Annotated in this window: 19 protein-coding genes; 5 read left to right on the plus strand and 14 right to left on the minus strand. The window is 41.6% G+C overall.

Annotated features, from left to right (window positions below; all coding sequences use genetic code 11):
• Positions 1-15: 15 nt before the first annotated feature.
• Positions 16-1,653: an ArnT family glycosyltransferase gene (locus SYN7509_RS26130; RefSeq protein WP_009631816.1), complete on the plus strand. Its 1,638-nt coding sequence runs from the start codon at positions 16-18 to the stop codon at positions 1,651-1,653.
• Here SYN7509_RS26130 and SYN7509_RS0215780 read toward each other — a convergent pair.
• On the minus strand, positions 1,641-2,963 hold the full coding sequence (locus SYN7509_RS0215780) for a hypothetical protein (RefSeq protein WP_009631817.1): 1,323 nt from the start codon (positions 2,961-2,963) through the stop codon (positions 1,641-1,643). The two genes, SYN7509_RS26130 and SYN7509_RS0215780, sit on opposite strands and share 13 nt — an antisense overlap.
• 138 nt (positions 2,964-3,101) lie before the next feature.
• Here SYN7509_RS0215780 and SYN7509_RS0215785 point away from each other — a divergent pair, with 138 nt between their 5' ends.
• Positions 3,102-3,563, plus strand: a complete 462-nt coding sequence (locus tag SYN7509_RS0215785; RefSeq protein WP_009631818.1) for a transcriptional repressor — start codon at positions 3,102-3,104, stop codon at positions 3,561-3,563.
• Between the two features lie 6 nt (positions 3,564-3,569).
• On the opposite strand, the gene SYN7509_RS0215790 is transcribed toward SYN7509_RS0215785, so the two are convergent.
• The 9 genes from SYN7509_RS0215790 to SYN7509_RS0215825 form a co-directional block, all read right to left on the minus strand.
• Positions 3,570-4,040 carry an SH3 domain-containing protein gene (locus SYN7509_RS0215790; RefSeq protein ID WP_009631819.1) on the minus strand — a complete coding sequence of 157 codons (471 nt, stop codon included), beginning with the start codon at positions 4,038-4,040 and terminating at the stop codon, positions 3,570-3,572.
• A 19-nt stretch (positions 4,041-4,059) separates the two neighbouring features.
• Positions 4,060-5,574: an AAA family ATPase gene (locus SYN7509_RS0215795; protein ID WP_009631820.1), complete on the minus strand. Its 1,515-nt coding sequence runs from the start codon at positions 5,572-5,574 to the stop codon at positions 4,060-4,062.
• Between the two features lie 2 nt (positions 5,575-5,576).
• Positions 5,577-6,080 (minus strand): YceD family protein, encoded by a 504-nt coding sequence (locus SYN7509_RS0215800; RefSeq protein WP_009631821.1) that lies wholly within the window; start codon positions 6,078-6,080, stop codon positions 5,577-5,579.
• Between the two features lie 63 nt (positions 6,081-6,143).
• On the minus strand, positions 6,144-6,665 hold the full coding sequence (locus SYN7509_RS0215805; RefSeq protein WP_009631822.1) for a Jag family protein: 522 nt from the start codon (positions 6,663-6,665) through the stop codon (positions 6,144-6,146).
• Between the two features lie 2 nt (positions 6,666-6,667).
• Positions 6,668-7,813, minus strand: a complete 1,146-nt coding sequence (gene yidC, locus SYN7509_RS0215810; protein WP_009631823.1) for a membrane protein insertase YidC — start codon at positions 7,811-7,813, stop codon at positions 6,668-6,670.
• Between the two features lie 139 nt (positions 7,814-7,952).
• On the minus strand, positions 7,953-8,345 hold the full coding sequence (locus tag SYN7509_RS0215815; protein WP_009631824.1) for a PH domain-containing protein: 393 nt from the start codon (positions 8,343-8,345) through the stop codon (positions 7,953-7,955).
• A complete protein-coding gene (gene rnpA / locus SYN7509_RS0215820; RefSeq protein ID WP_009631825.1) occupies positions 8,332-8,712 on the minus strand; it encodes a ribonuclease P protein component in 381 nt (126 codons plus the stop codon). Before rnpA ends, SYN7509_RS0215815 begins: the two co-directional genes overlap by 14 nt.
• A 9-nt stretch (positions 8,713-8,721) precedes the next feature.
• Complete coding sequence (gene rpmH, locus SYN7509_RS28635; protein WP_071994164.1) at positions 8,722-8,859, minus strand: 50S ribosomal protein L34; 138 nt, start codon at positions 8,857-8,859, stop codon at positions 8,722-8,724.
• Between the two features lie 58 nt (positions 8,860-8,917).
• Complete coding sequence (locus tag SYN7509_RS0215825; protein ID WP_009631826.1) at positions 8,918-9,448, minus strand: DUF2808 domain-containing protein; 531 nt, start codon at positions 9,446-9,448, stop codon at positions 8,918-8,920.
• A gap of 539 nt (positions 9,449-9,987) precedes the next feature.
• Between SYN7509_RS0215825 and SYN7509_RS0215835 the strand changes: the two genes are divergently transcribed.
• The 3 genes from SYN7509_RS0215835 (at position 9,988) to SYN7509_RS0215845 (ending at position 12,991) form a co-directional block, all read left to right on the plus strand.
• Entirely contained in the window at positions 9,988-11,154 is a 1,167-nt protein-coding gene (locus tag SYN7509_RS0215835) for a Re/Si-specific NAD(P)(+) transhydrogenase subunit alpha (RefSeq protein WP_009631827.1), read from the plus strand.
• A 143-nt stretch (positions 11,155-11,297) separates the two neighbouring features.
• Complete coding sequence (locus tag SYN7509_RS0215840; RefSeq protein ID WP_009631828.1) at positions 11,298-11,591, plus strand: NAD(P) transhydrogenase subunit alpha part 2; 294 nt, start codon at positions 11,298-11,300, stop codon at positions 11,589-11,591.
• Positions 11,588-12,991 carry an NAD(P)(+) transhydrogenase (Re/Si-specific) subunit beta gene (locus tag SYN7509_RS0215845; RefSeq protein WP_009631829.1) on the plus strand — a complete coding sequence of 468 codons (1,404 nt, stop codon included), beginning with the start codon at positions 11,588-11,590 and terminating at the stop codon, positions 12,989-12,991. The genes SYN7509_RS0215840 and SYN7509_RS0215845 overlap by 4 nt, the downstream gene beginning before the upstream one ends.
• A gap of 107 nt (positions 12,992-13,098) precedes the next feature.
• Here SYN7509_RS0215845 and SYN7509_RS0215850 read toward each other — a convergent pair whose 3' ends face one another.
• From SYN7509_RS0215850 to hpsA, 4 genes are read right to left on the minus strand one after another with little or no spacing between them, the layout of a single operon-like run.
• On the minus strand, positions 13,099-13,671 hold the full coding sequence (locus SYN7509_RS0215850) for a pilus assembly FimT family protein (protein ID WP_009631830.1): 573 nt from the start codon (positions 13,669-13,671) through the stop codon (positions 13,099-13,101).
• Positions 13,672-13,712: 41 nt separating this feature from the next.
• Positions 13,713-14,795 (minus strand): prepilin-type N-terminal cleavage/methylation domain-containing protein, encoded by a 1,083-nt coding sequence (locus SYN7509_RS0215855; protein WP_009631831.1) that lies wholly within the window; start codon positions 14,793-14,795, stop codon positions 13,713-13,715.
• Positions 14,796-14,837: 42 nt separating this feature from the next.
• The gene (locus tag SYN7509_RS0215860; RefSeq protein WP_009631832.1) at positions 14,838-15,536 is read right to left on the minus strand and encodes a type II secretion system GspH family protein; all 699 of its coding nucleotides are present in this window, start codon (positions 15,534-15,536) and stop codon (positions 14,838-14,840) included.
• Positions 15,537-15,553: 17 nt separating this feature from the next.
• The gene (hpsA, locus tag SYN7509_RS0215865) at positions 15,554-19,801 is read right to left on the minus strand and encodes a hormogonium polysaccharide biosynthesis protein HpsA (RefSeq protein ID WP_009631833.1); all 4,248 of its coding nucleotides are present in this window, start codon (positions 19,799-19,801) and stop codon (positions 15,554-15,556) included.
• Positions 19,802-20,176 lie beyond the last annotated feature (375 nt).

A 20,176-nucleotide genomic window follows, 5' to 3' on the forward strand; every position in this document is an offset into this window, starting at 1 on the left:
TCTCATCACCAAAAAATGATTAAACGTATTTTCAAAAGTTCTTTTTTAATTGGAACATTGCCTTATATCAGCTTATTTGTTTGGCTTGTTCCCCTATTAGTATTTAATTCCGAGCAGCAAAGTTTAATCGCTCACGATGAAGGAATTTATGCTTGGCGAGCGAGATGGATTGTAGAATCCGGCGATTGGATGAATCCGGCGATTATTCATTATGGTAAAACTCCGGGAATATATTGGTTAATAGCGAGTTCTTTTTCTTTATTTGGTATTAATGAAATAACCGCTAGACTTCCGAGCATGGTTTTTAGTGTTGTTAGCGCTTTATTAATCTATGAAATTGGCAAGATTACTATTAGCAAACAAGTAGGCTGGTTAGCGGCGGCTATTTTGAGCATAGAGTTTTTCTGGTTGCAATATAGTCGAATGTCTGTACCAGATATCCCTTTAGCAAGTTTTGTATTGTTAGGTATTTGGTGCTTGTTAAAAGCGGAGTTACAACCAAATAATCGTTTACTTTGGGGTTTTGGAGTTGGCTTAAGTTTTGGCTTAGGCTTTTTAATTAGAAGCTACATGATTTTTCTGCCAATGCTGGCTTTAATGCCTTACTTAATATGGGAACATCGCCGCCATCGTCATTTTACTAATCCGGCAATTTACTTAGGTTTGTTATTAGGTTTAATTCCAACAATTTATTGGCTTTTTACTAGCTGGGCTTTTTATAAATCAACTGAGTTTACAGAAATGTTTGATTTTATTGTTCATTTAAACTCAGAAGAACGTAACGGCAATAATATCTTTTATTACTTGTGGAACATACCAGCCAAAGCTTTTCCTTGGGCTTTTATGGGGTTATTAGGCTTGAAAGTTGCTTTAACTAATCCTATTCCTCGCTACCAGTTAATATTAGTTGGATTTCCGATTATTCTATTTATTGAAATTAGTTTATTTTCGACTCGAATACCTCATTATGCACTTTCTCTTTATCCCTTTATTGCTTTACTAGCAGGTTTGGGTTTAGATTGGCTAGGCAAAAATTATCAAACAAAAAGTCTACCGCGTATTCTTAGTTATGTTATTGGGGTTTTGAGTTGCTTGTTATTAGTAGCAAGTTTAATCCTACTTACGGGTGTAGCAATTCCTGTAGACGCAGAGATTCAAAAATATGCCGCGATCGCATTTGTATTAGGATTAGGTTGGTTAACTGTTCCCCTAGTATGGATTGGGTATCATAAATTAGGTAAGCATTTTTTGACGGCTAAGTATTGGGTAGCAGGTTGGTTATTAGCTCCTTGGTTAGCTTTATCTGTAGCTGGAATTACGGGTTTGCTAGGAGATTATAACCCCGAAGTTAAAGCATTTTTTCAACAACCAAATATCGCTTCTATAGTCCAAAATCATCCAATCAACTTTGTGGAAGGTGGCGGAAAAACTGGAGTCTTGTTGCGTTTTTATACGCCTCGTTTAGGAAAAGTAGCAAACAGTATCTCCGACTTACCAAAAGCTAGTTATGCTTGGGTTGAGTCGGAAATAGCTAGTAAATCAAAGTCTGATTACAATGCGATCGCAACTATTCGAGATGTGCAGTTAGTTCAGGTACAAGAAACTGCTAATACTTCACCACAAAAACCTTCTAGTTTAGGTCAAGGTTTTTGAAACCCAGAACCTACTTTTTTAGAAGTTTTAGTCTTTTTAGACTTATTAACTTCTGCTACAGCTTCCTCAAATAAATTGTTTAAGTGTACTGGTACGCTGGCAGTTTCTGGCAATTCTGGCTCTAAAGGTTTATCAAAATTGTCCTGTAAAAGTGTTGATAATTGGTCAACTTTAAAGTCTGGAAGTTCTAAAAACTGTTGCAATATTTTTTCTAATTGCTGAGGGTATTGTTGGGCTAATCTCTGCCAAATAAACACATTTATTGTCGGATTCTCTAAATAATAGCGAATAAGTTTTTCTGCTCCTTCAATACTTTGCCACTCTGGAGCTTCAATAATAGTTTTAAACTTACTATAAGTAGGTAAAAATATTTGTCCCCAACGCGGATGAGACAAAGATGTTACTTGTTCAGCTTTTTTTAATTCGGCAGGTAATTCGATTTTAGGCGCTACCATTTTTGTAGGGCTTTTTTTATCAAATAGTTGCGCGACAACTTTAGTATCTGCGCCAGATTCTTTAGCCGCAGCTTCAATTTCTGATTGCTCCAAACCCGCATCTTGAGCCAGTTCTGCCAGAGATTTAGTATCATCAAGACCTGCGGCGCTTAGGTTTTGCTTCATTAATAGCTCTTGAAACTCAGCAACTTTTTTATTAAGGTGATATCCTGACATCGTGATTTCATCGCTACCGAAAAATTCGATAAATTGCTGATGATATTCGTCTACAGATTGCCAAGCTTGTTGTAATAATTCTGGTGCATCGCCATAAAGAGAATGTTTGTAATTGTCTTTAAAGTTGCCAATGGCTACCGCTAATTTGGGTTTACCTAACTTGCCCAAAATTGTAGATTTACTAAAAAATGTCCAATAATCAGCAATCGGCGCAATTCGAGTAAGTAAAATATCTCCTACTTGACAGCGCAACAGTTCTTTAATGGTTTGAGGATTGTTTGGTTTAACAATATAGTTTTTAGTTGTCAGCCAGTTTTGGAGTTCAAAACCATCGCTCAATACTTCAACTACCGTAAATAAACCTATAAAACTACGTCGCCAGTCACTAATTAAATTGCGATCGCTCTCTGTCAATTTTGGCTGACTAGCAATAAATAATTCTATAGGTATGCGATCGCCAACTTTACCTTCAATAATAAAACTATCAACGATTAAGTCTTGCTGATTATCGCCGCTTTTGCGCCGTGATTGCTCGGCTGCATAGGCTTCTAGGCTAGTTGCAAGTTCCCCTTCTGCATCCAAAACAAAGTCAACTAAAGCCTGTTTTAGTTGGTAAGACTTTTCTAATATTGCGTCCACAATTTATTCTCACTGATATTATTTCTTTAGGTTAAACGGCTTGGGTTGGCAATTGTTCTCAATAAGTTTGGCTTGTTGACACTTGCTGCCTAAATTTATTAGAATTAGCAACTACAAAGCTTTCTTGAGAATGTCGTTATGACTGTTTACACGGCTGGCTCCCTCAAAGCAGAACTCCACGATCGCGGTTGGCGATTGACTCCGCAACGAGAAACTATACTGCAAGTTTTTCAAAAACTCCCAGAAGGAGAACATCTCAGCGCCGAGGATCTGTACCATCAACTAGAAACCAAAGAGCAAGCAAAAGGTATTAGCCTATCTACCATCTATCGAACATTGAAGTTGATGGCAAGAATGGGTATTTTGCGCGAACTAGAATTAGGCGAAGGACATAAACATTACGAACTAAACCAACCTTATCCCCATCACCATCATCATTTGATTTGCGTTCGCTGCAACAAAACTATTGAATTTAAGAACGATTCAATTCTAAAAATAGGTAGTAAAACTGCCGAAAAAGAAGGTTATCACTTATTAGACTGCCAATTGGCAATTCATGCGGTGTGTCCCGCTTGTCAGAGGGCTTTAATGCCTTTGTGAACCGATTTACTCTGGTTTTACTCGCTCGGTATTACCTGCTTTTACCCACCCTTCCAAATCGCTATCTTCTAAACGGACTTTTTGCCATTTTTCGTCTTGACTTTGTTGCAAAACTATAATTTTTTGGTTGTAATCTAGGCTACCAGTACGTTCTGCTTCTAAACTGGGTTCAGAGCGCAAGCTTAAGCCTTGATTCCATGTAACCCGCGCTGGATAAGTATTAGAAGCTAAAGGTGAAGGAGAAGGTTTACTACTTTTGGCGACAGTTGGTTTCTTCGCGGTAGGAGTAGGCTTTTTAGGTTTAGATATATTTGCCGCTTTTTTGACGGCGTTAGTGTCGTTAGCAAAAATGGGCTTAGGTGGTAAGGAAGATCGGTTGATAAATATGAGCGCTAAAGCAACGCTACCACTAACAATTAAAGCGATCGCAATTATAAATCCTAAAATTAATTTAACTAAGCCTGACGTAAACCTCATTACTCATACCTCCTATCAATTACGGCAATTGTCGCCCAATGCGATCGCTTAACGGATTGTGTTTTGATGCCAAACGAGCTTTACCCGCTTTCGCCCACTCTTGCAAAAATTCAATTTGTTCTTGCGCGGTACGAGCTAAGGGGATAATTTGACTAGCCGCTTCTAAAATGTCATCGCTACTAAAGTCGCGGTTTTGGCTAAAGCCGATGTGCATGGCTTCTACTAAAGTTTGCTCAATTTCTGCGCCCGAAAAGTCGGGAGTTTCGTAAGCTAGGCGTTGCAGATCGTAATTGTTGAGGTTGTGCGATCGCAATCTCGATAAATGCACTGTAAAAATTTCTTGTCTTTCTTCCTGACTCGGTAAGCCGACAAAAAATATTTCATCAAACCGCCCCTTGCGCAACATTTCTGGCGGGAGCGCTTGAATATCGTTGGCTGTAGCCACCACAAACACCGGGGAGGTCTTTTCCGCCAACCAAGTAATAAACGTGCCAAAAACGCGGCTAGTAGTCCCAGCATCGCCTTTACTATTTAGTCCCGAAAATGCCTTATCAATTTCATCAATCCATAAAATGCAAGGGGCGAGGGCTTCGGCTACTTGGATCATTTGCCGAGTACGGGACTCTGATTCGCCTACCAAACTCGCAAATAATCGCCCTACATCGAGCCTTAGTAAAGGTAAATGCCAATGATGAGCGATCGCTTTAGCGGTAAGAGACTTCCCTGTACCTTGAATTCCTACTAGGAGCAGCCCGCGCGGGTAGGGTAAACCGTAGGCTCTGGCTTTTTCGGTAAATCCACCACCCCGCCGCAGCAACCAGTCTTTAAGGTTGTCTAATCCGCCGATATCGGAAATTTTTTCAGTGGTGGGGTAAAAGTCTAATATTTGAGTTTGGCGGATAGTTTGGCGCTTTTCTTCTAAAACTAATTCCACATCTTCCGGTTGCAATTCCCCGTGAGAAGCGATCGCTCTTGCTAGTACCCGGCGAATCCGCTCCATTGATAGCCCTTGACAAGAGCGGACTAATTCATCTAAAAATTTTGTGCCAATTGATTGTCCCGTCGCCACTAATAAGCGCTCAATTTCGATTTTTATTTCTGGAGGCGCAGGTAAAGGAAACTCTAACACCGTCAGCACTTCCCCTAAATCTTCGGGGATGGCAATTTTTGGCGATAGTATAACTATGTTTTTCGGTTGAGATTTGAGCAACTTTGCTAAATTGCGGAGTTTGCGCGACACCGATACATCTTCCAAAAAGCGGTGAAAGTCTCGTAGTATAAACACGGCGGCAGCGCTGGCGGGGATTTTTTCGACAAATTCTAATGCCTGTACGGGGTTGCGCCGACCAAATCCCGCATCGTTGGGGTTTCCCTGATAGCCATCGACAAAATCCCAAGTGTATACCGCTCGATTGCCTTGCTTTTGTGATTCTTCTTTAATTGCTACTTCTACTCGTTCCTCCTCGTAAGTGGGAATATAAATCAAAGGATAACGGGCGCGTAGGAGTAGTTCAAATTCATTGCGGAAGCTCATTATTAGGGTATTTGCTTTTTTAACGCTTCCAAAGAAGCCCAACGGCGATCGCCTATTTTTTCGCTACTATTGCTAATATCGGCAGCTAAACCCGCGCAGTCACTTTGACACAACTGTTTTTGAGGCATTTCTAAACACAATTGCTCGTACAGCCACTCTGTAGGATTAAAGTAGCCTTGCGGCGGTAAAGTTTCGATTAAGTCTTCTACAGCCACCTCTTTATCGATCGCACCTTCGTAGGGAAGACTTGCCGATTCATCTAACCAAATCATTTCTGAAGTATCAATGCTTAAGCGATGATTGTATTGATTCAAGCAACGATGACAAGTTAGGGTAACAATGGTTTCTGCTTTACCCGACACCTCTAAATAGTTGCCTTGATGCTGAATTTTTACCTGACCTCGCACCGGAGTTAAAGTTTCTAATCCTGAGATAAACTCTTGAATTGCTATAACCTCAGTTCTCTCTGGTGCTTTTGTCAGTTCGGGAATGTAAATTGCCTCCATCGGAAGTTTGCCTCACCCTCAATAAACGCTAATTAATTTGATTGTGGCAAAAATTAAAGTTTTTTAGCCGGGATTGTCTTCACCAAGTCGCCTGACAACAAGATGACGGTGCGGTTCTTTCCCACGACTAAAAGTTTCTAATTCTGGGTATTCTTGCAAAATAGTATGAATTTGGCGACGTTCGGCGGAGGATAAAGATTTAATTTCTACTTCCTCCGTTGATGTTAGTACCTTTTCTTTGGCTTCTAGAGCGATCGCACTTAGTTCCGCTTGTCTTTTAGCTCGATAGCCGTTCAACTCAATAATATAAAAGCCGTGTGGCTCTGTTTGGTTTAAGTTTAAAGTGGCATTAGCTAAGTATTGAATGCCATCCAATACCTCACCAGAAGAACCTATCAGCGTTTCTACTTGTTCTTTACTCAAGTTTGTTTCATCAATAGTCAACCAGTAGCTATCTACTGACTCCTCCCCTGGTTTATGGGCGCTACTATTATCTACGTTTGCTTTCACATCCGCAGGTATTCCAGATAATTGCAGCAGCGTTTTTAACCACTGCTGACCCTGCTCCATTGCACTATCAGTCATTTTTAACCTGAAGCTTTTTTCTTACTACGATTTGGCTCAAAGGGGAGTGATTCTCGATCTTTTGCCTCTGCTACTTTTGCGTCTGCTTCCACAATTTTTTGTAGATTTTCGGGCAAAGGTTCACGCGAAACGATCGCCGTTTGCAATGTCTGAAATATATTGGCAATCAGCATATACATCAAAACTCCCGCCGGAAGTGGGAAAAATAGAAACATCCCCGAAAAAATAATCGGTGTGATTTTATTTACGGTTTCTTGCTGAGGATTTCCCCCCGTTGCACCTTGTCCCGATAAAGTTTGGCTCAAATAAAGACTCAAACCAAAACCGACAATCATACCGACAATATCCCAGTGAATTGTCCCATCATCATCAAAAGCACCAACTCTGCCCAAGGCATCAATAAACAAGAACCCTTTATTGCTGGCAAGTCCCGGAATTGTGCCTTGAATTGTGGCTTCTCCCGGTGCTATAGCTTCGATGTTGCCATTGGCATCAATTTTTACTCGATCTTCGCCTTTGGTCACTTTTAAAGTGGGTACAAGGCTAGTATCGGGATGTTCGGCTTCTAGGGCGGTTAAAGTTTTACCTTCTACGGTTTGAAACTCAACTTTTGTTTTTTCACCAACGCTTAAATTATTTCCACTCGGTAAAACGGCAATAATTGGCGCGTGGACTCCATCAGCAATGTAAATATTTTGGGGTGGAGTTGTAAAAGCGACGGGTTGAACCTGCTCAATTTGTGCTTGAGGCAGAATTTGCAAATTGACGTTGTAATTGATATCAGAAAAGGGTGAACCTCGTAAAGTTGCAAACAAAGCAAATAGTACGGGCATCTGCACCACTACGGGCAAACAGCCAGCTAAAGGATTGCCAAATTCTTTATAAACACCGCTCATTTCCTCCTGCAATTTGGTCGGATTGTCTTTGTAGCGCTCTTGAAGTTCTTTAACTCGTTTTTGCATCAACGGTTGAGTAACTCTCGTGCGCCGCATATTCCGAATTGATCCGGCGCTTAAAGGATAAAGCGCAAAGCGAATTACTAGCGTTAACGCGACAATTGCTAGTCCATAACTTGGCACGATTCCGTAGAAAAAATCTAGGATCGGCAGCATCACGTTGTTAGAGAGAAACCCTATACCAAAATCCATTTAAGTGAACTTAACCTAAGATATGTTAATTTGTCTGAATTTAATTTATCCGATACTGGTGGACAAGTACGGGTAGCATTTACCGTATATGTTTTAGTAACGATTGGCTTGTAAATATTTAGCCAATCATAAATATAGTTTAGTTGTCCGCCGTTGCACTTACTTTAGGATTTTTGAGAGCTACTTTATCATTAATGTATTCGTAAATCTCCCGAAACTTGGGTACGGCTCGCAGTTCCAAACGGCTACCATCTCGTAAAGTTAATACCATATCTCCCCAAGCGCCAAGTCCGCGAGGGACTTTAGCTATTTTGACGATTTCTGAATAAATAATATCCGTGCGATCGCGTCCTAGCCAACCCCCAGTAATGGTAATCCGACGGTTTGTAATTCGGTAGCGCAACCACAAAGCCCGGACAATCGCGCCCACTGTCAAGGGTAAGGCTACAATTGTTAATCCGATAATTAAACCAAATATCAATTCTCCTACGTGAGGGCCACCCTCGTAGTAAACATCTTCACGAATGCCCATTTATTACCTCTGCTTTCGTCAATAACTGCTCTAATTCTTGCAGAAATTGTTGATAATCGCACTTACTCGTTACTGCTTGAGGTTGTACGATCGCAACTAAGCTCCATCCCGGCGTTATTTGCGGTAACAATGACCGAAATGCTGCCCGAAGTTGGCGTTTGATGCGATTGCGAATTACGGCGCGTTTGCTGACTTTCGTGCTGATAGAAATACCAATCCGTGTTGCGTTTACAACTCCCTTGACTGGGATTGTTTGCATACGTAAAGCTCTCAAAGTTAAATGAGAGCTTTTCAGGCGGCTTCCTTCCCGAAATAGGGTTTGAAAGTCGTGCCGATTTTTGAGTCGATTTACTTTTGGTAAAGCCACAGTACATTGTTAAGAAACGCTGAGACGATACCGCCCTTTTCGGCGACGAGCGCTAATTACATTTTGTCCGTCTGGGTTACGCATCCGAGCGCGAAAGCCTGAAGTTCTCTTTCTTTTACGGCAAGTACCGCCTAATGTCCGTTTCATTATTTAGGCCCTTAAATTTCGTCAAAAGTCACAATCTACAATAATATCACTAAAATTGCTAAGAAATGCTAACAATCCAAGTACCTACATAACGCAGAAGTGGCACATCGCCAGGGGAAAGGATTTGACAATTGAAATAATAAGTACCGCCAAAGCCTGGGTTTTTGACGTTAGAAAGTACCAATTCTACCCGACTTCCGGCGGGTACTGGCTCTACAGGGTAGATTTCTAAAGCTCGGTTTTCTTTATTCCAAACTACTTCTTTTAAAGGCACAGCTTTACCTTTGATGCGAATTTCAACTTTGTCAGTGTCAAAAGTGCCTTTGTAATAATCAGGATAAGAGACAGAAAATTGAGCTACAGCTAACTTTAACTGTTTAGGTGGAATCCTCAAGCGATAGCGATCCCAGCCGCCAGCTTGTCCGCCAAAGTCTAATCTAAAGGGTAATTGATTTTCGCGTTTGACACCGCTAAAAATTGTAAATCCAGGCAAACTTTGAGCAGAAATAAGCGCGGGAAACCCAGCGACTAAGCAACTGGTGACAGCTAAGGCAGAAAGAAAACGTAGCGTAGATTTTTTGGCAAACATTGGTTTAGAGTAAGTTTTTGTACTTATAATTTACTACTTGCTTCACCAACTTAGACGTAAAAGCTATTAAAAAAGTGCCTTAAGGTAGGTGTAAAGGTAACTAGGGCAAGGTACAAACGCCCATAGAAATAAATAATGCTAGTTCGGTATTGAGAAATTTAGCGATCGCACTATAGCAATCCTAAGTCAGTGAATATTGTAGGGGCGCAATGCATTGCGCCCCTACGATTGATGTTCATGAATCAAATAGGATCGCACTTTTTCCTAAACACATCATTAAAATGGATTAGAATTGCGATCGCGCTCAAAAGAAATTATCAATTATTCTAAAGACAAAGTTTTCTAAGTTAGATATAGACCTAAGATGGGCAAAATGTGCAACGTTTAAACAAAATAAGGAAACTGTTGCTTAATAAATGTTTGCAAACTATTTTAATTAGTCAAAGGCACAAATTTATTGCTGCCTTTGCCAGAAAATCGGTAATTACAAAAACATTTACCCTGGCAAAAACAAGTTTTCCCCATTTTAAGGAGATGAAATGATCATAGCGGTTGCTAAAGAAATTGAAGTCGGTGAACGTCGCGTTGCTTTGATACCCGAAACTGTAGCGCGATTGGTGAAAAAAGGCTTAGAAGTATGGGTAGAAGCGGGTGCAGGCGATCGCGCATTTTTTACTGATGCAGCTTACGAAGCAGCCGGAGCAAAGGTTGTAGCCGATAGTATCGCGATTTGGGGCGAGGCAGATATTTTGCTCAAAGTCGGCTTACCCCAAGAGCGAGAAGACGGGCGACAAGAAATTGATTTACTCAAAGTTGGAGCAGTATTAATTGGCTTTCTCAACCCCTTGGGAGCGCCGGAGACTGCCCAAAAACTAGCGGACAAGAAAGTTACGGCTTTTGCTATTGAACTAATCCCCCGCAGCAGTAGAGCGCAAAGCATGGATGCTTTATCGTCCCAAGCATCAGTAGCGGGTTACAAGTCTGTACTAATTGCGGCGGCGGCTTTGCCTAAATACTTTCCGATGTTAACAACGGCAGCAGGAACGATCGCCCCAGCTAAAGTATTTATTATGGGAGCAGGGGTAGCAGGATTACAAGCGATCGCTACAGCAAGGAGATTGGGCGCAGTAGTGGAAGCTTTTGATATTCGTCCCGCAGTTAAAGAAGAAGTGCAAAGCTTGGGAGCAAAGTTTGTAGAAGTACAGCTAAACGAGGAAACCGTAGCCGCCGGAGGCTATGCCAAAGAAATCTCCGCCGATGCTAGACAACTTACTCAACAAGTATTAGCCGAACACATCAAAAACTCAGATGTCGTAATCACAACGGCGCAAGTACAGGGTAAAAAAGCCCCGTTACTTGTCACCGAGGAAATGGTAGCGCAAATGAAGCCGGGATCGGTAATTGTTGATTTGGCGGCGGATCAAGGTGGCAATTGCGCCCGTACTGAGCCAGGAAAAGACGTGCAATGGCACGGCGTAACAATTATTGGCACGATTAATTTACCTTCTTCAATGCCCGTCCACGCCAGCCAAATGTATTCAAAAAACTTGGCTACTTTGGTGCAGTATTTAGTTAAAGACAACGCCCTCAACCTCGATTTTGCTGACGACATTATTGATTCTGCTTGCATTACGCATGACGGAGAGATTCGCAACCAAAGAGTAAAAGATGCTTTAACGGCTACCAGTGCAACGGTGGGTAATTAGTGGCGTTGTTTAAGTTAAGGGACAAAAGTGATCGCACGAGATTTAAAAACCAACGCAATGTAGAGACGTTGCAGTGCAACGTCTCTACACCGAAATTTATACATCTAATCAGCAATTAGTTTTTAAATAGGAGAATTTTAACGATGACAGAAGCATTAATTGCGGCATTATTCGTGTTTGTTTTAGCCTCTTTTGTTGGCTTTGAGGTAATTAATAAAGTCCCGCCAACTCTGCATACTCCTTTGATGTCTGGCGCTAATGCTATTTCGGGAATTGCCGTAATTGGCGCGTTAGTTGTTTCTGGGAGTAGAGACGTAAATATTAGTGTAATTTTGGGCTTGATTGCGGTGGTACTGGCAACTATCAACGTCGTGGGCGGCTTTTTGGTTACTGATCGGATGTTGCAAATGTTTAAGAAAAAAGAGGTTAAAGCGTGAACGATTTTTTACCAACGGGGATACAGCTAACTTATTTAGTTGCAGTGTGTTTATTTATCATCGGGTTAAAACAACTAGGATCGCCCGCTACAGCGCGTAATGGTAACTTGTTAGCTTCCGGGGGAATGTTGCTGGCGGTGGGGGCAACTTTGCTAGATCGGCAAGTATTGAATTATGAGATGATTTTGGTAGGTTTAGCGATTGGTTCATTGATAGGCGCGATCGCAGCCCAAAGAGTCGCTATGACCGAAATGCCCCAAATGGTCGGTTTATTGAATGGTTTGGGGGGTTTAGCTTCAGCATTAGTAGCAGTGGCTGAGTTTTGGCGGCTAATTGGCAATGGCGAAGCTATCGGTTTAGATGCGAATATTTCTATGCTGTTAGATGTCTTTATTGGTGGCGTGACTTTTACAGGCAGTATGGTTGCTTTTGCGAAGTTGCAAGGCTTAATTAGCGGCTCTCCGATTACTTTTCCATTGCAGCAACCAGTAAATATTTTGTTGCTGATTGGGTTTGTCGTCGGTAGCGGTTACTTATTGGTAACGCCGGAAAATGTACCTTTGTTTCTTGGTGTAGTTGCCGTGTCTTTGCTGCTGGGCGTATTGTTTGTAATTCCCATCGGTGGCGGCGATATGCCTGTAGTTATTTCGCTGTTAAATTCCTTGTCGGGAGTAGCAGCAAGTGCGGCGGGGTTTGTAGTCATGAACAATATGCTAATAGTGGCTGGCGCTTTGGTAGGCGCGTCTGGGTTGATTTTGACTCAGATTATGTGTAAAGCAATGAATCGCTCGTTATTTAGCGTCTTATTCGGCGCTTTTGGCGGTGGTAGTATTGCAAGCGGCGGTGCAGGTGCAACAGCAACCGATAAAAATGTCCGCAGTATTGACCCTGAAGAAGGTGCAATGATGCTAGGTTATGCTCGTTCGGTTGTCATTGTTCCCGGCTATGGTATGGCAGTGGCTCAAGCACAGCATAGCGTGCGCGAACTCGCCGATCAATTGGAGCGCATGGGTGTAGATGTCAAATATGCCATTCACCCTGTAGCGGGGCGGATGCCGGGGCATATGAACGTATTACTGGCTGAAGCAAATGTTCCTTATCCTCAGTTATCAGATATGGACGATATCAACCCCCAGTTTGAACAAACCGATGTAGCTTTAGTAATTGGGGCAAATGATGTAGTTAATCCTGCCGCCCGTCATGATACCGCTAGTCCAATTTATGGGATGCCGATTTTGGAAGTAGACAAGGCAAAACAGACGATTGTGATCAAGCGCGGCATGAGTGCGGGTTTTGCTGGTATAGACAATGAATTGTTTTACAAAGATAAAACTACTATGCTGTTTGGCAGCGCTAAAGATATGGTGGCGAAGTTAGTAGCTGAAGTGAAGCAACTGTAAAGAGAGATAAATTTAATCGGACATCATAAATATTGCTTGCTTGATTAAGTTCAAAACTCAATCAAGCAAGCTGTTTTTTATTAAACATAGTTTTAATTTTTAATCTATCAAATGGTACATTTGCTATCTTCATCAGTGCGAAGCGCTCCTAGTAAAGTAGATACAAATACGCAACGTTTGATATTGTTCGTTTCGTTACGAATGTTAAGGGTGACTTTTCCCTTTTGGACTGCTGCACCCCCGTCAGTGGTTTCAAGAGTACCATCAAATTTAAACCTTGCTCGATAGTAATTGGCAGGAGTTTGCCTCAAAGTAGTATAGGTTGAATTTATAGCGATGTGCTTAGAATCCGCTCCCAAAAGTGGTCGCCAATTTGTAGCGCTAGTACAAGCCCAAGTAGGATTACTTTCAGGTAAACGAGTTACAGAAGATAAGATTTTACTCCCATCATCACGAAAACAAGCAGCCCAAGTACGTCTTTCTCGTTTGGCGCTAGATTGAGCATTCCGCATTACTATAAAAACTTGTTCTTGGGCATTATTTAGGCGCTGGCGATTGATTAATCCTGTAAAGCTAGGAACTGCGATCGCTGATACTATACCAACAAGAAAAACTGTAGTTGCTAATTCTAGCAATGTAAAACCAGCTACGGGCTGCTTTGACAAGCAATACTTGTTCATTTTTTGTTTTAACTTAATGTGTTTACAAACTGAAATACTATTTAGTCAATTGCTTTAGGATCTTTATTAACGATACTTCGTCTCAAAACTTGAGTTCTTAGCGTCGGAAGCTTATTGTTATTACCAGGTTGTACTCTCCCTATGCTATTTCCCCGTAGAAAGACTAAAACATCTTGATTCAATGTTCTACCATCGTAAACATCCACGCCTAATTCCGAAGTTTTATCTACTCTGACACAAGCATAAAAACTTCTCACGCCAGCAAAAGGTGTGGCAGTAACATCTGGCGAAACTCGATAATAAACATCATTGGTGAGATCGTCGACAGGACAAGCCGTAGAATCGGCAACTGATGAATTTATTCGTTCCCCGTCAACAAAATCTACCAAAGTCTGAGGAATGTCATTGTTAAGGTTAGGTATAGCAGCTTGTAAATTGCTTACAGTACCACCTTTCAACTGCCAGGGCCACTTACGAAAACCTACACCTGGTTGTTCTGGACTGACATAATTTGCGATCGCAGTGCCATCACTTGCATAATTAGGCAATTCATAGCGTAGCAAGCGGGATTTACCATACCATCTAGGAATGTCAGTGTCTACGTTTTTTCTTAAAAAGTAAACAACTAATGTGTAAGTTCTGCCGGAATTGCAAGGTACGCCTGCTGTAGGGGTAGCAGTGCCACAACTGTTAATTAGAGGGCTGGGCAGAGTGTCTAACTTCCAAAAAGCTAAAATTGGCATACTATTATTGTTAAAGTCAGTACCAAAATCTTTGATATGATTGACAACTCCAGGACAAAAGTCTGGGCTAACGGTAATTGCTGACTTACTTCCTTCTCCTGTAGCTGTTAAACATTCTCCAGGATAAACATATACTGCTTCTCGCAGATCGTTACTAATATAGTCAAGAGCAAGCTGCATATCATTTTGAGTTTGGGTTTGTCCTGACTCTTGCTGATTGGTGGATACCAATTGAACCACCAAAGACATCAAACCTGATACTACAACTGAAGCGATCGCCATACTGATTATTAGTTCTACTAAAGTAAAACCAGATATTTTGCGTTTAGGATGATTAAACGACAATTGGCGCAATAGAAAAATAAAATATTTTATATTCATTTTTTTACCTAATTTTGGCAATCTACTCAATAATAATCAACGTTACGGACTAAGATACTGCTTATATTTTTCTAAAGAAACTGTCGTTGCATCGCTACGAGCAACTGTAGTATAGGCAACCGCTAAAGGACTAAATTCTTGACTTCCATAACTTGTTGTCAGTCGCAAAGATGCAGGCAAAATTTGCAAGCTCCCAGCTCTAGCGACTTTTGAATAAACTCTAACTCCAAGTTGAAATGCAACTAACGTAGTTGTTCCAGTAGGTATTGCATTAGAGTTGTTGTCACGAAATATTTGTACGTAGTAGTCAACTTGAGCGTCGTTGTCTACATCAACACCAAAAGCTTTGGTAGTAGCATTAGCTAAAGCACGACTTAGATCGGTGTCAATTTTACCGCTAACAATGGGAGTAGTAACAAAGGTTGTAGGAGCCGTTACTTTAGCAATATTGCTATCGGGTATTATGCCACTAGGAACGGGAGGTAATTTTGCTGTGTAGGCTCCTCCTTGTTCTACCAAAACTCTGATTCGATCAACTTCTGCTTGTGCCAGTTGCATAGCTTGTTCGGCTCTGCGGTTTTGTACGCGCGTAGCGGTGCTGATAACAATTGGCGGTGTAATTGTGATTGCCACTACTGTTATTACCAATATTCCCATCAAAGATTCTACTAAGGTAAATCCTTGTGCTTCTATTTGGAGATTGGTTTTTGGTTGCTTAAAAAGACTAAGATTACTAAGCATTTTTTTGGGGTGTGGTGTTAAGAACATTTGGGATCGACTTTGGTAGAAGTTGCACCAATGGTGGCACAACGCAGCTTTCTAATATAGGGGTCGTCTACAGGCAACTCTCTATAAAACTCACTACGAATAGAGCTAATAGTTGTAAAACGCTGTGAAACTGCGCCTGGAGCTTGAAACTGCAAGGCTACATCGTAACCCCAACGACGATTGGGAGGGCCATAATATTCGATTGGTTCATTTGCATCGGAGGTATCAAGTTTTTCCCAAGAATCTTGGTCAAAAGGGGCAGTGGCAGAGGTACTGAAGTTTAACTGAATAAAAGACCCAGAAAGATATAAATCAGTCTTTGGGTTACCATTCCAGGTTTCTAGAAAGCGAGGAAAGTTATGCAAACCCCCATAAGCTTGTTGTTGTCGCGAAGGTACAAGACCACTAATTAGAACGGCATTAATGCGGGTGACTGAAGCTATATTTCTTTGTTTTCCATTGGTAAAAGCCTGGTATGCACCAGCGTACTTTACTCCTGGAGTAGCAGTACCTGTTCGAGGCGCTCCTTCGCTATCAAAAACTATTGGAGACTTATCATCAGCTATATTTTCTCGAAGCCAGCTAGCAAAAGTAATACTACCAGTAGGACGGTTTTGGTTTAGATAAGAAGTGGCTATGTTGCCTGTACCACAACCATATTTAGCCTCGCTTATAGTAGTTGTACTGCTTGGTGCAGCAGATCCTGATACAAATAATCCATCTTCGATGCTACCATCACAAAAACTGTTGGAAAGGATAGTAATAGCATCGGCAATAATTTCTGTAGGTCGCCACGAGTCAATAGCAGGTTTGGCAAACTCTGTACTAGGCGTTGTGCGAGTGTAAAAATTACTGTAAAAGCCACCAGTACCGTAGGTCAAAAGCTGAGTAAATTCTTCAAGTAAAGTGTTACTTGAGTTTTTATGTAAATTGAAGTCTCCTTGAATATAGGCGGTGTTATCAGAAATAAACGACAAACCGAAAGTGTTGTCTACACCCACTACCGTTCGGGCTAGAGTTGTTCCTTGCTTTAGGCGGAAACCATAAGGACGACGCGCTGGATCTGGGTAGTAATCAATTGGTTTGGGGCTAATACCTGTTCCACCTGCTGAAATCGCGCCATTACCATCCGAGCCATTTAATGGTGGGTCTTTGGGAGTAACTGCATCCATGCGCCAAATTTGTGATGGCGTGCCAGTGCTAGTTTCTGGAGGGCCAGAGGCAGTATTAGCGTCCCACACGCTTTTGTACTGAGGCCATGTCCCCAGAGGTGGTCTAGCAATGCCATCTTCTCTAACAGCATCTTCACGGAAGGCAAAAACAAGTCCGCTTGCAGGCAGCCAGGTATCAGCAGCATAAGGTTGATTTTGGCGTAACAAGTCAAGGTCAATGTTTAGCACTCTGACGCTCATCATTTCGCGCCCGTTGAATAAAGCCGTATCTTTGAAGGGAATGCGGTAGACCGTAGAGACTCCCCCCGCAGTTGTATATTTGATTAAGTTATTAGTTTTATCATTGGGTGCATTAGTACCGGGGCTGGCAATCGTTGCTGGATCTAGTTTCCAGTTAGCGATAGGTTGTGGAGTTAATCTAATGCTCTCTAGAGCGGTATCGTCATTAACAGTATTGAAAGTAGTACCTCCAATACCTTGATAAACTAACGTAGTTGGATTTACACCTGTAGAGTTTAGGTAAGTATCGGCACGAGATTCATTGCGATTGGCTGTGGGGAAAATGTAAGATAAAGCTTCATACTTTGGAACAATAGGAGTAGTAATAGGAGGACATAGCTTTGCCACTATGTATGGGTAGGGATGTATAGCAAGGGCAGAAGGGTTAAGGTTTGTACTACACACATAACCTACATTGTTACGTCGATCGCGATCAATCTGCTCTTTTAGATAAACCAACCAAGCTGTATCAGCGATCGGTAAATTTGCTTGAAACAACTTTGTAGTAACTTCTTCCGGTGTGGCTCCAGTTATAACTGGCATAGCTGTTGGAGCTAAAGCAGAATTTAAAGCCGTTAGGTTTACTATATTAGCTGCATTTGTATAACTATAATCTTTAAGTTTTTTAATTTCGTCAGCCAACATTCCTAAAGAACAATTAGCTGTATCAATGTAGGTTTTATCGGCGGTGCTGAGATCGGCGTAACTAGAACCAGCGAGAATTGTCAGAGCGCGTCTTAAATTGGAGAAATCTCCGTTTTGCGTTAAGAGTGGGTAGGGGTGAACAACCGTTGAAGTTGACGCTTCTTGCTTGGGCGGAAATGCCCCATTAGGATCGCCGGAATAATTGGCAAGGTTCTTTAAAGCTATTAGCTGTGCAGCATTAGGTCCTCCAGCACTTGGGGCGGTGTACTCCCATCCGTTTGTTCCCCTGCCAGTAAAAAAGTCATTTTTCAGTGTTACAGGTGTCCCACCTACGTTAAAGGTTACGTCTCTAAACGTAGCGCTGTTTTTGAGACTATCAGCAGTGCCAGGATGTACGGCAGTAGCCAAGCAAGCGACAGGTGTATCAACATTTTCATGGAAGTAAATAGCTGTTGCTTGTACCGCCGCAAGATTGTCCCTTAAAGTTCGTCTTTGCAAGGCTTCGTGAGGTCTGCTTCCTAAAGAACCAGGTGCAGCAAGAGGATTGCCCAACTCTAGGCGCTGTCCAACAATAATTCGCAACCCTTGGTTGCGCGAACGGCGCTCCCAGTAACCATCTAGACCCACGTTATCAATGTTACCAGCTATAGGATCGTTGCTAACAAGTTCTGTAAGAGTGCTACTTATTGGATCTCCTACTTTGGTTGCTGCGGGTAGTCCACCCTTGGGTATTTTTGGCCCGTAGCGATTATCAGCCCGATAACTATCATCTACGTATGGTTTGGCAACTGCTTTATTGAAAACTCTCTGAGTTGCACCTTGAGCTAGAGGGTTGGTAGTATCCCAAGCTGCTGTATCTCTTGCCGTTGTATTGTTTGGGTCAGCAGCTTTTCGAGCTTCCGACTTATCTTCTGTAAGTAGTGATAGGGCATCAAGAGCAATATCAACAGGTAGCTTGACTGCGCCTACTGTGTCTTGTCTTACAGAGTCGGTAGCTGAACCAAGGGTAGTGGTTTGGGTGGGACTGCGATCTATTTGCCCCACAGTAGCAACAAAGGTATTGTCTTTCATTGTGCCACTAATAATCTGCCCTTGAAACCTGGGTGTCTTGATTATTGCTGGATTGATTGGATCTCTAACTTCTGGTTGATCTTTCATACTTATCTCAGAAGCTTCTAAACCATCAACACCATATAAGCAAGAATTAGGCGCACTAATTAAATGTGCTTTGAAAGCCGCAGAGCCTATAAATATCGTTCCTTCAGTGTGCATTGAGCCATTCCAGTTGAACTCAGGACCTGGAAAAACTTCTAGGTCATTAAGAAACCATGCGCCCCATTTATTTCCTCGGTCTACTTGTCGCTCTTGTTGAAACTCTAAAGTTGTAGCAGTTTGGTTAGCTGCACCATTTTTAAGCACGACTGCGTTGACTTGGAAGTTTTTCCGCAAAAACCCGGTACTAACACCATCTTTGAACCAACCTTTTTCTAAAGCACTAGCACCAGCGTTTGCACAAGCTGAACTTGGTTGAACGGTACTAACAGGGCCACTGCGGACTACTAGACTACTTGCTTTAGTTGCTAAGTCTGCGGTCTTAACATTTACGGTTCCCTCCTCGGCTTTCATCAAGATAGAGTAAGCAATAGTATTGCCTTCAGCATCTTGATACATCCAAGCGTTTTCTGTCGTACCAGTATTACCGTCTAAGTTCAGACGAGTTTCCTGTTGAGATGTGGTTTTGCCAGGAAAATTGTAAACATTCTCCTGCATCAATTCAGCTAATTTACCTTCTGGCGGTATCCCACTAGGAAGTTTGCCATCTTTAAATAAGTATTCTAATTTTGCTTTGGCGCGGTCAATGGCTGGAGTGGCGGCGTTGTAGATTTGTTGTTGCTCTCGTTGACCAATGACTTGAGTTGTTCGACTTAACGAGCGAAAAAGTAAGGCTGCGACTGTTAAGCCAACAACTAATAAAACTAATACAACCGTTGGTAACACAAATCCCGCTTGTGGTTGTTGCCGTAAACCTACAATCCAACCACGCAGTAGCCATTGAATCTGCTGTTTGAGATCGGTTTTCGATAGCTGCTCAATTTGCTTAAGTAGATTTTGTTTAGTTTTATCTTGCTTGTTGGTTGACATAACTACTTTTGGTTGATGGTATTTTTACAGGTAACAAAAAAATGCTGGGGCGATTTGCGGTCAAGGCTTAAACTTAATAACAATGTGTATTTGTAAACTTTTATACTTTTGTAAAGATAATAAATTGACTTTCTAACTACTTTTTTAGCAGTTGAATTGTTTATTAGATATGGGATAAATACCAATTTTATTATATTGGCTGCTACAAAGTCGTGCGTGTTATTACTGGTAATAGAAAATTTTGCGCTAAAAACACACATTCTTAGGCAGCAACTTAATTTACGAGTAAAAATAATTATGAATATCTTGCCGAGGTTATCTTACCCAAAACCCTCGCAAAAATAACTTAGTAGAGATAATTTTATAGTTTTAGGG

The organism is Synechocystis sp. PCC 7509, assembly GCF_000332075.2.
Lineage (GTDB): Bacteria > Cyanobacteriota > Cyanobacteriia > Cyanobacteriales > Chroococcidiopsidaceae > Aliterella.